At 33.2% G+C, this 13,818-nt stretch carries 19 protein-coding genes and 1 tRNA gene; all 20 read left to right on the plus strand.

The genetic code is table 11. The features are described from left to right. The first annotated feature begins 10 nt into the window (after window positions 1-10). On the plus strand, window positions 11-178 hold the full coding sequence (locus tag B5D12_RS10175; RefSeq protein ID WP_159443863.1) for a hypothetical protein: 168 nt from the start codon (window positions 11-13) through the stop codon (window positions 176-178). Beyond that, window positions 178-327 carry a hypothetical protein gene (locus B5D12_RS10180; RefSeq protein WP_159443864.1) on the plus strand — a complete coding sequence of 50 codons (150 nt, stop codon included), beginning with the start codon at window positions 178-180 and terminating at the stop codon, window positions 325-327. Before B5D12_RS10175 ends, B5D12_RS10180 begins: the two co-directional genes overlap by 1 nt. Window positions 328-336: 9 nt before the next feature. Beyond that, on the plus strand, window positions 337-579 hold the full coding sequence (locus tag B5D12_RS05075) for a hypothetical protein (RefSeq protein ID WP_078755783.1): 243 nt from the start codon (window positions 337-339) through the stop codon (window positions 577-579). Continuing rightward, complete coding sequence (locus tag B5D12_RS10185) at window positions 557-709, plus strand: hypothetical protein (protein ID WP_159443865.1); 153 nt, start codon at window positions 557-559, stop codon at window positions 707-709. Before B5D12_RS05075 ends, B5D12_RS10185 begins: the two co-directional genes overlap by 23 nt. A gap of 74 nt (window positions 710-783) precedes the next feature. Continuing rightward, on the plus strand, window positions 784-1,272 hold the full coding sequence (locus tag B5D12_RS05080; protein ID WP_078755784.1) for a hypothetical protein: 489 nt from the start codon (window positions 784-786) through the stop codon (window positions 1,270-1,272). Next, window positions 1,265-1,957: a hypothetical protein gene (locus B5D12_RS05085; protein ID WP_078755785.1), complete on the plus strand. Its 693-nt coding sequence runs from the start codon at window positions 1,265-1,267 to the stop codon at window positions 1,955-1,957. Before B5D12_RS05080 ends, B5D12_RS05085 begins: the two co-directional genes overlap by 8 nt. A 117-nt stretch (window positions 1,958-2,074) precedes the next feature. Further along, a complete protein-coding gene (locus tag B5D12_RS05090; protein WP_078755786.1) occupies window positions 2,075-2,518 on the plus strand; it encodes a hypothetical protein in 444 nt (147 codons plus the stop codon). A 176-nt stretch (window positions 2,519-2,694) separates the two neighbouring features. Continuing rightward, window positions 2,695-2,877 carry a sigma factor-like helix-turn-helix DNA-binding protein gene (locus B5D12_RS10640; protein ID WP_407645209.1) on the plus strand — a complete coding sequence of 61 codons (183 nt, stop codon included), beginning with the start codon at window positions 2,695-2,697 and terminating at the stop codon, window positions 2,875-2,877. Window positions 2,878-3,312: 435 nt separating this feature from the next. After that, on the plus strand, window positions 3,313-3,669 hold the full coding sequence (locus tag B5D12_RS05100; RefSeq protein ID WP_143412042.1) for a hypothetical protein: 357 nt from the start codon (window positions 3,313-3,315) through the stop codon (window positions 3,667-3,669). 853 nt (window positions 3,670-4,522) lie between these two features. Further along, window positions 4,523-4,831, plus strand: coding sequence for a DUF771 domain-containing protein (locus B5D12_RS05110; RefSeq protein WP_159443866.1), 309 nt, complete (start codon window positions 4,523-4,525; stop codon window positions 4,829-4,831). A gap of 739 nt (window positions 4,832-5,570) precedes the next feature. Further along, window positions 5,571-5,801, plus strand: coding sequence for a hypothetical protein (locus B5D12_RS05115; protein WP_078755791.1), 231 nt, complete (start codon window positions 5,571-5,573; stop codon window positions 5,799-5,801). 126 nt (window positions 5,802-5,927) lie between these two features. Next, complete coding sequence (gene racE, locus B5D12_RS05120; RefSeq protein WP_078755792.1) at window positions 5,928-6,776, plus strand: glutamate racemase; 849 nt, start codon at window positions 5,928-5,930, stop codon at window positions 6,774-6,776. Next, window positions 6,739-7,353: an XTP/dITP diphosphatase gene (locus tag B5D12_RS05125; RefSeq protein ID WP_234982914.1), complete on the plus strand. Its 615-nt coding sequence runs from the start codon at window positions 6,739-6,741 to the stop codon at window positions 7,351-7,353. Before racE ends, B5D12_RS05125 begins: the two co-directional genes overlap by 38 nt. Further along, the gene (locus B5D12_RS05130) at window positions 7,350-7,868 is read left to right on the plus strand and encodes a YfcE family phosphodiesterase (protein ID WP_078755794.1); all 519 of its coding nucleotides are present in this window, start codon (window positions 7,350-7,352) and stop codon (window positions 7,866-7,868) included. Before B5D12_RS05125 ends, B5D12_RS05130 begins: the two co-directional genes overlap by 4 nt. Further along, window positions 7,865-8,365, plus strand: a complete 501-nt coding sequence (cbpB, locus tag B5D12_RS05135) for a cyclic-di-AMP-binding protein CbpB (RefSeq protein WP_078755795.1) — start codon at window positions 7,865-7,867, stop codon at window positions 8,363-8,365. The genes B5D12_RS05130 and cbpB overlap by 4 nt, the downstream gene beginning before the upstream one ends. A 116-nt stretch (window positions 8,366-8,481) precedes the next feature. After that, window positions 8,482-9,186 (plus strand): hypothetical protein, encoded by a 705-nt coding sequence (locus tag B5D12_RS05140; RefSeq protein ID WP_078755796.1) that lies wholly within the window; start codon window positions 8,482-8,484, stop codon window positions 9,184-9,186. A 250-nt stretch (window positions 9,187-9,436) separates the two neighbouring features. Next, window positions 9,437-9,508: transfer RNA gene (locus B5D12_RS05145), tRNA-Arg, on the plus strand. A gap of 202 nt (window positions 9,509-9,710) precedes the next feature. After that, window positions 9,711-10,241, plus strand: coding sequence for a Gx transporter family protein (locus B5D12_RS05150; RefSeq protein ID WP_078755829.1), 531 nt, complete (start codon window positions 9,711-9,713; stop codon window positions 10,239-10,241). A gap of 177 nt (window positions 10,242-10,418) precedes the next feature. After that, complete coding sequence (locus B5D12_RS05155; protein WP_078755797.1) at window positions 10,419-12,323, plus strand: FAD-dependent oxidoreductase; 1,905 nt, start codon at window positions 10,419-10,421, stop codon at window positions 12,321-12,323. A gap of 69 nt (window positions 12,324-12,392) precedes the next feature. Further along, a complete protein-coding gene (locus B5D12_RS05160; protein WP_078755798.1) occupies window positions 12,393-13,322 on the plus strand; it encodes a polyprenyl synthetase family protein in 930 nt (309 codons plus the stop codon). Window positions 13,323-13,818: the final 496 nt, after the last annotated feature.

The following is a 13,818-nucleotide window of genomic DNA, read 5'->3' on the forward strand; positions in this document are numbered from 1 at the left end:
GGTAGTTAAAATGAAAAAGCAGATTATTTCAGAAGATTCAAAATCACTTACAGCCTTAGTTTTACATGAGTTGAACTTTCAGTTTTTGAAGGGGTATCAACCAACGTACATTGATAGAAATGGTTATTGCGTAACGTTATATTTCAAAAAAATAAAATTAAAAGAAGGTGCGATTTAATGCAAAAATTAATGGAAAGTTTTATCAAATACAGAAAACATCCAATGTTTGAAAATGTTAGTGATGAATGTTTATTTCTCATCCTACAATTGCTATGGATTGAAGAACAAATGAAACCAGCTGTTGGCTTTGAACGAAGTATTGATTAGGAGATTCATATGGAAGATAGACTAATTGAACGGTTAAATAGTTTTGATAAACGCTTGGATGAACTTGAAAACGAAGTACAAAGACTAACTAATTTATTGAATGAGTTTGAACATGCAACTTTACAGATGGTTGATGAGAAAATAGAAAGTGCTATGATTGGCACAGTTTCTGAAGATGATATTGATAATTTAGAGTGGGACTTGCGAGTTTGGACGGAGGGGCTAATTAATGAAAAAAGAAGCAACGATTAAGATTGGTGAAGAAACTTATTCTATGCCATTACCTAAATTTGGGGAAATCGTCATAAAATTCAACAATGGAGATTTAGTATTAATGGAACATAAAGAAACAATCAAACCAACTATTATAGATAAAAAATAAGCCGAATGGAACAACCATAGGACGAATGACTGAATAGAGTTATTTGTCCTATTTTATTTTTAAGAGGTGAGTGTGTGGATGACGAATTAATTGGAATGCTTAAAGACTACCTACAACTTCCCCAAAAGATACATATAATCGAATACAAACTAAAAACATACAGCAGATATTACTACGCTACTCATTCTCTAATCGGAACGGTTATTTTCGATAGGGATTCAGGTGATTACCAAAGAACACGATCAGTAGAGCATTGTGTTGCTGAGATTATTGGAAAGGAAAATTCATTCAGAATCAACCTAAATAGCCTTAAGAAACGATTTGAATTGTTTACTCAAGGAATTACCTTAGATGAACAAACAAGCCTTAGAAACGATTTATATGCTGATTTAGAGTTGTTGAAAAAAGCTACTGATTGGGTCATTGAATTAGAAGAGTACAATCAATTTCAAGAAGCAGCGTTAGAATTAAAAATTGAAAATAGGATGTTCCAACTTCCAACAGCAGAAGATACTAAGAAGGTGGATGAGTTAGAAATGGAATTGGAGGTATTGTTTGGCTAATCGAATTATAGCTAAGAATCGAAATGTATTGGTCGAGGTTAGCAAAAGAACGTTGAGTAAGTTCGCCATTATGTTAGAGCATAAAGATGAATTGAATGCTACGGAATTGCTTGAACTATCAGATTTTATGAAAGCATTGAAGTTAATCACTCATGATGTTGCTAAGTATATTTATTTAAGATTTATCAAATCATCAGTGATTGAACAACGCTACGACAATGTTATTAAGAATAGAAAAATTAAACGTATTGGCGATAAATATAAGTGTAAAGTATCATCAATAACCGAAATTAGTAAAGTGATGAATAAATCTAGATCAGAGTTAAAAAGGATAGAAGAAACTGGCTATAAAGAATTGGCTGATTTATTACTAAAGTTTCAACTGGAACGAATGGATCTTTGGGAATATGTAGCTTTTGAAAGAACACTCTATGATTTATCATACGATAAAGCAAAAAAACGATTTGATAATTTGATTGGTGATGATATGGCTTTTAGTAGATACGAAATTAAGTATCGCAAAGTATATGACGACTTAGACATCTATTGTTATAAATTAATTTTATTTATAGAAGAATGGAGGTTAAAAGATGAAAGGAGGAAATACATATATCAAGAAGGTACGCACGCTATACAGCGACAGTGCGACGGGTTTAGAGGAAGAAATCGAATATTTCAAAGTTGAAAATAATATTAAGCCGTACCACATTGATATTATTGCACACTTAAACGGACATTTCACAGCGTTAGTGTGGTATCGCAAACCACAAAAGAAATAATAGTACAAAAAGGAGAAATTAAGATGAAAGAAATTTACGAAACAGATATTGAACGCAAAAAGGCATTAGAAGAATTTGAAGCATATAGCAAAATGAATGAACTAGAACAAAGACAGTTTAACCTACAAAAGAGCAGTATTCATGGCATTGATACTGAAGCAATCCGTATTGGCGCCGAACGGTGGGAACAAGCTAGACAAGACTATAATCACAAAATGAGAAAGCTTCAACAGCAACGAGAAGAAAAGAAACAATCTGAAGATTCAGCTTTCATGAAACAACTTGCGGACAAAGTCAAAGAAGATAACCGACTTAAAGCTGAACAAGAATATCAAGCAGAATTAGCTAAAGCAGAAAAGGAATTGAAAGACACGATTAACCAAAAGCATAACGTAAAAACGAATGAGGAAGAAAATATTGATAATGGTCTAAGAAATATATTATCAAAAATGAAGTTAAGTAAGTAACTATGAATACAATTTGATAACCAATAACTAGAGTGGAAGATTGCAAAAGACATTCTAGAATTAGATCGTAGGGATATACTAGTGAAGTGTTTGAGGACTTACTCCCGATACCAACTGATGAGGAGCTAAGAGATAGGATAGAAAGCCTATCAAAGGAACTAAAATGTAATATTGAAATGATTAATAAGACAAATCGAATATTAAATATATTTGATGAGAAAGATCAAAACATTTTAAAGATGAGATACATTGAAGGAAAAACAAACTCCCAGATTGCCTATGCAATGGGGTACTCCCATGGATATATACGACTAAGGATTACAATCTTAATGGAGTTTGTTGATCTAATAGATAAGTAAAATAATCTAAATATTTAATTTTAAAAAAAGATAATGGTTTTAATCAATTAGAACGCACTAGGAAGCTGGTAGACAAGAACGGGCATACCTCCCCAAAGGTGGGTCTATTCAGACCTTCAAGCCGCACTGTACATATATTCGCACGTTATAAGATGTAAAGGCAAACTACTTTACAAAAATAAGCGTAAACATTGATATATAGCCCTTTAATAAGGTTATATGTAGCTAAAATCTTAATAAATAACTTTAAAATCTACTTAATAAAGGGGGGTTGAGATTATTAGAACAGTAGTATGTGAAATATGCGAGAAGCCCTTTGAAACGAGCGCAAGAAATGCGAAATATTGCAGCGATGAGTGTAGAGATGAAGGCACACGTTTAAAGCGTGAGAAGTGGGAAGAAGAAACTAACTACAATGAGCGCCAACGTATGCGAATGGCTGAACAGCGTAAAGCTGAACAAGAAGCAATAAGGCGTGTATCAACTGAAAAGCACCGTAAGAAACGAAAGCAACAACAAGAAGCGGATAAACGCAACGAAGAACGGCTGAACGCACTCAAACAAAGGGCTGAACAAGGCGATAACTTAGCTTTAATGTACCTAGCCGAGCCTAACAGCTATGAGTATTGGGAAGCTTACCGAAATTATGAGTTAGATCAAATGGAAGAATACGAAAAACCAAGAGTAATGCATGTTAACGATATTAGTATCTTTGATGATAACTTTTCAGAGAAAGTAGTATCAATCATAAAAGAGCAAGGCAGAGTATCTACTCACTTACTAACGTTATAAAAACGGGCGTTCACTTGTGATGTAAGCCCCGAACCTTGTTTTAATACCGAACTCTTAACAGGGCTAGTTATAACGAAATGGCAAATAGCTAGCCTTATGTATGGCTAAGCGTAGTAAAGGGGCATTGAATGAAGTTTAAAGATGAAACATATCAAGATAATTTAACAAGCTAATTCTACTTAGATAAGCGAATAGCAAGCATATATGAAGCGATAGAAGATGCACAGCGCAGGTTAGACAATCAAAACCATTACACAAGAGTAGAGTTTTATGATTTAGGCTTTAGTGTTAGAAATTTTAGCTTAGAAAGAGAAGTAATAGATAACACAGATGCAGAACGCCTAGCGCTTAACCGTATTGAACGACTAAGAAAAAGGCAATCACGCTTTAAACACTTGCTAAATAAATTAGATCCACAAGAACAGTTTTATTTAAAAGAAAAGTACGAGCAAGGCAAAGACATTAAAGAACAGCCCAACATTGAAGAAAAGGCGCTTGCTATCTATGAAGAAATGGAAGAATACAAGCATGAGTTAAGCAGGTACAGCAAAGTAGCTTTGAAAGGGCTGAACACTTTGTAGAAAAGGTTATGTTGAGTATTGAAGAACAAAGGATTATAAGAAGTGGTTTTAACTATTGAAAAAGTTAAAAAAGAGAGTTTTTCTAAGGTTTAGATCATGTAATTTAGTTAACGAATGACTAAATCCACGTTCTAAGGCTATTTCAGAACGATAGACGGACAATGTATCATGAAACTAACTTATATCCCATCATATATTGGTGGGGTATTTTTATTTATATTAATATGGCCTATGTATATGATTCATGTAAAGTATCTTTTGGAGGGATAATGTTGTCTATTGAAGAATTGATTGAACTGAAAGAAAAAGCCATTAGAATGGAGTGTGAGCTACAAACACAAAGGCTTAAGGATGAAATGGAATTTGGATCAGTTGGCGATATGAATTGGCTAAAAGAACGTTTAGGGATTAAATCGAGTGAAGTGTTAAGAGAAAGATTATTATACCCATTTAGAAAAGAACTAGAAGGCAAGATTGTTTATTATTCTGATAAGAACGGAGTCCCTTGGGGGGTTAATAAATCACCTTTTAATAAGTGGTTGGTTGATTTTTTTGAGCGTATCGAGTGGGGTGGAAGATAAAAAATGTAAATGAAATAGGCAGATAAAATTTATTAGTTGACAATTATTAGCATTATGTTAATATATAGTTAAAGAGCGGTGATTCTCTACCATAAAATGGGAATTAAAACGAGGGCGAAAGTCCTCTCTTTTTTTAGGAGAAATATAATTATGAAACTTTATTATGTTGACGATCAATACATAAATTACTTGCTAAAAAAATGAAAGAGTACAAAATTAGTTAAGTTATGAATGACAGGCAGCAGCTTCTGAGAAGTTAGTTTTTTTGTTACTCTAGTTGACTTTAAAAATTTATTCACTCGGTCGTGGATTAGTGATAAGTAATTGATAAAGCAATTGCTTATCAGTTGTTATTTTATGTTAATTAAAAATTTTTCTTTCCTTTATATATACGCTATTTTACACCAGTGTTAATCATTGTTATTTATCATTACAAACAAATTAGGTTAATCTTAATCTTAAGTTACCACATAGAAATGTTGATGTATCAATGTTTCTATGTGGTTTTTTTATTTGAATACGTTTTGAATACGTTATTGCTAGAATTGAATGTATTTTACTAGTTCTTTGTCAAATGGTGTGGATCACGAATTTTACAAAGAACCCTTAATCAGAAAATTAAAATACTCGCTTGATTTAAAGTTGTTTTACTCTAGACAAATAAGTTATTTTGTGTTAGTTTTTTAACTAACAAGGGTAGGGTGATAGTATGTATGATTTATATTTTGAGGAGAAAATGATGAATCAAGATAAGTTTGTACACGATTATCTTCGTTTTGCAAAGCCGGTAGACTTTTATATTAATTGGGATAATATGTGTGCCATGATTGTGAGAATTATTAATTTAACGGATGACAATTTTTATACTTTATTTCGTCATGAAACAAAAGATGGATTTGAACATAGTTTCGAGTTTCAAAAAATTTACTATAATAATAAAACTTATACTTATTATATAGGGCATCTCTAAATTTTGATAATACTGAGTCAAAATCCGACTTTAGTAGCATCTTCTTGACTATGAAAAACTAGTGATTTGTTATATAATTTAATTTGAGCGCATTTAATTCAACATGCGAAGAAAGAAGGTATATTATTGAAAGAATTACCAATTGGATTTATTGATTCCGGATTTGGCGGTTTAACAGTTGTTAAACAAAGTCTCAAACAATTACCAAATGAATCCATTATATACTTAGGGGATAGTGCTAGATGTCCTTATGGACCCCGTTCTTTAGAGGAAGTTAAGGAATTTATTTGGCAACTTACCCGTTTTTTATTAAATAAAGGAATTAAAATGTTAGTCATTGCCTGTAATACAGGAACAGCCGCTGCATTGAGTGAATTAAGAGAACAATTATCTATCCCTGTAATTGGTGTCATTCATGCTGGTAGCCGGGCAGCTATAAAAGAAACTCAAAATCAACGAATTGGCATTATTGGTACTGAAGGTACCATTAAATCCAATTTATATGAGAAAGTCATCTTAGAAAAAGCCGATTCCTTGAAAGTAATGAGTGTGCCAGTACCAGAGTTTGTTGCGATTGTTGAAGAAAATAAAATAAATGATCCCGAAACTGAAATAATTGTTAAAAAGCGTTTGAACATTTTTAAAGAAAAAGATGTTGATACTTTGGTTTTAGGATGTACTCATTATCCGATTATGAAAAAAGTTATTGGAGAATATATGGGTGAAGAGGTTCGCTTAATTGATTCTGGTGTTGAAACTATTAATGAAGTCAGTACCATGTTAGATTATTACAATATTAGCCGTTCAGCACATGACGCTAAAAATAGACCGGCTACGATTGAAGTGTATACGACCGGTGAAGAAGATAAATTTGCTGAGGTGGCAACAACTTGGTTAAATATGCCGAATCTAACAATTAAAAAATGTGAAATAGAAGGTGATCAAGTTGTCGAAGCTATTAATCGCGAGTCATAATAAAGGTAAAATAGCAGAGTTTGCAAAATTATTTGAGGCTTTTAATATAGAGGTAACCTCATTATTAGATTATCCAGAAATCGAAGAAGTAGAAGAAACAGGGAGTACTTTTGAAGAAAATGCACGTTTAAAAGCTGAAACCATCGCCAATATGTTAAAAACAATGGTTTTGGCGGATGACTCTGGCTTATCTGTCGATGCATTAGAGGGTCGTCCAGGTGTTTTCAGTGCTCGATATGCTGGCGAGCATGGTAATGATGCTTTGAATAATGAAAAGTTACTGAACGATATGAAAAGCAACAGTCATCGTGATGCACATTTTACTTGTTGTCTCGTATTAGCTCATCCAAAGATGCCGTCATTGGTTGTAGAAGGTCAGGCTGACGGTATCATTTTAGAGGAAATAAAAGGAACTGAAGGATTTGGCTATGACCCACTTTTTTATGTGGAAAGTGAGCAGAAAACTTTTGCTGAACTGACAGCTGAAAGAAAAAATGAGATTAGTCATCGTGGTAAAGCGATTAAAAAATTGATGGCTGCAATGCCAGAATGGTTAGAGGAGTTGAATAGTAAGTGAAATGGTTAATTATAAGTGACAATCATGGTGGATGGTCAAAATTAAATAATTTAATCGAACATTATCGTCCAAAAGTGGAACTAATTCTTCACTGTGGAGATTCTGAGTTTCCAGCTGACGATCCTATTTGGGACAATGTCGATGTGGTTGTATCAGGCAATATGGACTTTGATCCACAATACTTTAATCGCCGGATAGTTGAACATTCAGCAGGAAATATATTGGTTGTTCATGGTCATCGAAATGGTGTGAATAGTGGTTATGAAGAATTATTAGCTGAAGCAAAAGATATTAATGCAAAATTTGTTTTTCATGGGCATACTCACCAATTATATGCGGAATATGTTGATGGGGTGTTATTGATTAATCCGGGGAGTATGAATCATTCTCGTGGACCAGTTCCACATAAAACCTATGCGATTTTGGAAATCTCGCCAACGCAATATAAAGTAGAGTTTTACGATGATTCTATGAATTTATTAACAGATTTAACGAAAGTGTTTGAGCGTCAATGATTGATCCATTATTAGAAAAACAAATTGTGGACCCTATTGAAAAATTATTAATACCAGCTGATAATGTAGCCCATGTGTTAGATACCAATACTTTAAGTCATGGGATGTTAATTCTCTCAACTGTTAAATATTCCATGATTCCAGTATTGTCAACTAAGTCAAAATTAATGGGATTGATTAATATGCCGATGATGATTAATGCGGTAACAACAGTAGAGGCGATTGAAATTGAAAAAATGGACCAAATTTTAATACGAGATGTCATGGAAAAAGACCCTGTAACGATTGTTGAGGGTGAACCTTTTGAAAAGATTTTACACCGTTTAGTTGATCAAAACTTTATCTGTATGATTGATCATGAGGGTAATTTCAAAGGGATTATAACCCGACGAGAATTATTGAAACGAATCAATCATTTTTTACATGAAATATCCATTCCTGAAAAATCAAAAGAACTATTATTGAAGCTAACACTTTCTGAGAGTTTAACTTCTTAATTTTCTATCTTCATACTTTATTCAAGATTTTTTCTTGGTAGACTCAATCACATTTTTATTTGATTATGTTATAATGAGTGTATAGAAGAAAAAGAAAAGAGAGGTGGCTAGTGAGCATGCATTTTTTTATTAAAAATATTTTTAAACGTGTGCTTTTTGCTTCCATAATAGGGGGAGTGTTTTCTGTTATACTAACTGGACCGATTGCTGCCCAGGAAAATAGACATGACCCTCAATTAAATCAAACTTCACTACCAGCTATTTCAGGAACGTTTTCTGATTATATACCTTATTCTCAGTTTAATAATTATCAATACTCAGGATTTGGTAATAATTATGAGAGTCAATATACAATCTTAGAATATACTCCAGATGAAAATGGTCTATTTCAAGTGGCCATTTTAATAAATGATCAAGCAATGGCTTATGTTTATCAACAGCGAAGTAATGGCTTATATGAACTTGGTTACGTTGAGAACTATGGAGAAGTTCAAGATTTACGCTATTCTAACCTTGTGAATAGTGGCCAAGAATCACTTATCTTATCCAGTAATATGACAGTTGGTTATCAATATTATTCCGGCTATCACAATGAATATCTTCGAACGGTCAAGAGTATTTTACCAACTTATGAGAAGAATGGAGTCATTTATCAGGAAGTGGTGGCAATTGAAGAAACAGGATATGCTGATGGGAGTGCCACGTGGTATTACTTAGCACCAAAATATGGGATTATCTGTATAGAAAGAGTGGATAGTCAAGGCAATTCTATAGCCGAAACATCATTATATGAAGTTTATAACGATGTATATGCACCATAATATTTTACGATTTTAGATAAAAAGGGGTTAATGGTTTCAAAAAACTATTCCCCTTTTTTAAATAATTTTGAATAACTTTTTATATGGGTGTTTAAAAACGTTTGATAACATCAATTGAAAATTAATCATGATTTTGGTACAATGATTAAGTTCAAGTTGATTGAACATCATTTCGATTATATATGAAGTTATTAATGCAGTGTCACAATGGTTCGATCTGATTAAGTAAATAGTAAAGATTTTTTGTAATGTCGCCGTAGTGTAATGGATATCACACAAGATTCCGGTTCTTGTGATGGGGGTTCGATTCCCTCCGGCGATGTATTATTTTTATGTAGATGTGTTTTTTATTATGTCTTTGATTTTATAAAGTCGAGTGATTGAACATTCTCAAGGGTATCTATATTGAGCCTAACCAATAAGTATCAAATTCAGTTAAAGACAATTATTTCTGTTGGATTAGTAAGCAAGAAGGGGAATCGAGTTTGAAAAGAGGTCAGTATCATCTATTAGTATATATTGCGATGTTAGCAGCACAAGGGGTTGTTATTGGTCTAATTGAACGCTTAATTCCATCACCATTCGCTTTTGCTCCTGGTGCAAAATTAGGATTAGCCAATTTGATTACGATTATTGCTATTTTCACCTTACCTAAAAAATATAGTTTTCAAGTTGTAGCTATTAGAATTTTATTAACTACTTTATTAGGCGGAACGTTGTCTACTTTTATGTATAGTGGTGCTGGAGGTGTGTTGAGTTACCTTGTAATGATATTAATTCAGTATTTAGGGCCTAAAAGAGTGAGTATTGTGGGAATATCGGTTATGGGGGGGATTGCTCATAATGTGGGACAATTAGGCATGGCGGCGATTCTTGCACAATCTTGGGCAGTTTTAAATTATCTTCCAATCTTATCGATTAGCGGTATTCTAGCTGGTTTTGCGGTTGGTTTTGCTGGTAATTTACTTTTGCACAAAATCTCAGTCTTACGCGTTTATCATGATGATTTAATGCAAGCTAAATCACAAATTAATTGGTTAACAATAAACGAATAAAGTGATGATATCAAGCCTGAGATATCATTACTTTTTTTTATTCAAAAACATATTTAGATAACAAGTATTTGAATAAGTATGTGAAAAAAACATCAAAACAGATTGAATCGCTATTTTGTGTGTGCTATAATTATCAAGGAATTATTTTGTGTATTAATTTTAGGAGGAAGTAAAATAATGGCTAAAGAGATCGTCATTGTTGGTGCTGGGTATGCTGGGGTAGCTGCTGCTCAACAATTAGGCAAAACGTTTAAAAAAGATGAGTCAATCAATATTACTTTGATTGATAAACATTCTTATTTAACTTACATGACGGAGTTACATGAGGTTGCAGGCGGGAGAGTAGAACCAGATGCAATTAAGTATGACTTACGTCGTTTATTCAAAAAGTATAAAAAAGTGGATTTAGTAACAGATACCATCAAATCTGTAAATTATGACACCAAAGAAGTATTAGGTGAACAACACACTTATAAATATGATTACTTAATCTTAGCGATGGGTGGGGAAGCTAATACATTCGGTATTGAAGGCGTTAAAGAACATGGCTTCACTTTATGGTCAATTGAAGCGGCTGAGCGAATTCGTGCGCATATTTTAAACGCATGTTACCGTGCAGCAAGAGAACATGATGAAGAAAAACGTCGTGCCTTATTATCATTCTTAGTTTGTGGTGCCGGCTTTACTGGTGTTGAAATGGTCGGAGAATTAGTGGATTGGGTTCCTCGTTTAGCTCATGACTACAAATTAAATGAAGATGAGTTTTCAATTCATTTAGTTGAAGCAGCGCCAACAATTTTAAATATGGTGACCGAAACTGAACAAACTAAAGCGCAAAAATATATGGAAAAAGTTGGCGTTAAAATTAGTTTAGGTGACGGAATCGTTAAAGTGGCTGAAGACCATATCCAATTAGCTTCAGGTAAAACAATCCCAACTTATACAACTATTTGGACTGCTGGTGTCCAAGCGAATACTGAAACAGCTGAATTTGGTATTGAAAAAGCACGAGCAGGTCGTTTAGTAGCTAACCAATATATGGAAGCTAAAGACCATGAGAATGTGTATGTTGTAGGTGACTTAGTTTATTATGAAGAAGCAGATAAAGGTAACCGACCTGTTCCACAAATTGTCCAAGCTGCTGAGCAAACAGGACATACTGCTGCTTTAAATGTGATTGCAGCCATTAAAGGTGGCGAAAAACATGAATTCAAAGGAAAATATGATGGATTCATGGTCTCAATCGGTGCTAAATATGGTGTGGCTTACTTGTATGATAAGTACCATATGAGCGGATTCTTCGCTATGTTATTAAAACATATCATCAATATTAAATACTTCTTCGATATTAGAAGTTTATATAATATGGTAACTTATACTCAACATGAGTTCTTTGATATTAAGGATCGTCGTAATATCTTCGGTGGATTCTTGTCTTCAAAAGGTAATAACTTATGGATGATTCCATTACGAATTTTCTATGGTTCAATGTGGTTAATTGAAGGCTTGAAGAAAGTATTTGGATTGTTCGGTGCAAATAGTTGGTTTGGAGATACAACAGTATTCCCGTTTGAATGGTTACAAGTTGCTGATGTAGCATCTGGTGCATCTGAAGCGGCCGACGCAACTTCTGCAGCGTCTGATGTGGCGGCAACAGCAGCTGATGCTTCTCAAGCAGTATTTAGCTTAAACTATGCGTATGGTGAAGAACCAATGTTAGTATTTGATAAAATGCCTGATTGGTTTGCTTCTATCATGAAATTTATGATGCCGAATCTAGAAGTTGCTTTATTTATGCAAAAATTTATGTCAGTAGTGGAGTTATTAATTGGTTTAGCATTAATCGCTGGATTATTCACTTGGTTAGTAAGTGCAGGAACGGTTGTTTTAGTGGCAATGTTCTGTTTATCAGGTATGTTCTACTGGGTTAACATGTGGTTCGTTCCGGTTGCCATTGCTTTAATGAATGGTTCAGGACATGCATTTGGTTTAGATTACTGGGTAATGCCATGGTTAGGTAAACTCTTTGATAAATGGCTCTATGGTAAACCAAATCATATTTATAATGATAAATTTAAATAATTATGTTAAAGTTGAGAAGTAGAGAGTAATCTCGCTTTTCAACTTTTTTTTAGAAATGGAGTAAACAGTGTGGTTCATAAAATATGGGAATCATATCCAACGATTGAAAAAGCACTTTACGATGTGAAAAAATTGATGAAAAATTCAATAAAAGTGCCAATGGTTGAAGTTAATAATAAAATTTTGGAGTATATAGACGCCCCTGGAAAATATTTGAGATCAGGGTTAACGATTATGGTTGCCGATAATTTAGGTTTACCAATCGATCACGACGTTATTTCAGCTGCGGCGGGACTTGAATTAATGCATTTATCAACCTTAATACATGACGATGTGATTGATAATGCGGATACTCGTCGTGGTGTAACCGTTATCCACAAGGATTTTTCAAACAAAATTGCTATTTATGCTGGAGATTATTTGTTATCTCTTTCTGGTCGATTACTTGTTGAATCCAATTTAAAGATTAATCGAAATATGATTGATAATAAAGTAATTGAGCATATACTAATTGGTGAATTACGTCAGTTAATGAATCAAAATCGAGATGACATGACGATGAATGATTATTTAAGACAAATTAAAGGCAAGACCGCCACCTTATTTGGTTTGGCTGTACTGATTGGTGGGATTAAAGCAGAGTTACCAAGACGTGATCTGAAGCGCCTTTATTATGCTGGTCAAATGATTGGGATGGCATTTCAATTAAATGATGATTTAATTGATTACCATCAAGACTCAGCAATTAGTGGTAAGCCAAAATTACAAGATGTACAGAATGGAATTTATACGGCACCGTATTTGATGTTAAAAGAGCGAGTAGACAATATTAAAGACTTAGAATATGACGAATTACCTCGACTAATGAAAGAGTATCAAATATTTGATTCAGTTGAAGCCGTTATTACAAGTTATTTAAATAAGAGTTGGCGTTATTTTGAATTAGTCAATATTAATCCGACTAAAATTAAAGAATTGTTACGAAAATTAGATTACTAAAATATAATAGGAGTGGGTAAAAACTTGATAAATTCAGTCAAGTTTTTGCCCATTCCCTTTTTGAATTTAGCGTGCTAGTTGAAGAATGGCAATCGCATCTAACTTCTTGTCCATCACCCGGCTGAATTTAGTCTCATTTTACTTGTTAGATATTAGTTTTATCATAAGTAGATAATAAGTTTAAAGTCTTAATAAAGTCACAAGTTTTTAGTAACTTTATCAAGTGAAGCATTAGTTCAGATAGTTTTTTATTTTTAATATTATATAAAAATGGTGTTATATTAGACATAAATTCCACTTTATTGTATAATTATGATGCGGTTTCAAATAGAACGCAAAAAAAAGAAAGAGGGAATGATTATATGGAAATGAAAAAATTATTACTTAAGAGCTCTTTATTATTAGGTTCTGTTTTCTTATTAACAGCATGTGGTTCAAATGAAACTACAGAAGAAACAACTGTTGCTGAAACTACCGAAGCAGTAGAAGAAACAAC

The organism is Globicatella sulfidifaciens DSM 15739, assembly GCF_900167405.1.
GTDB classification, from domain to species: Bacteria; Bacillota; Bacilli; order Lactobacillales; family Aerococcaceae; genus Globicatella; species Globicatella sulfidifaciens.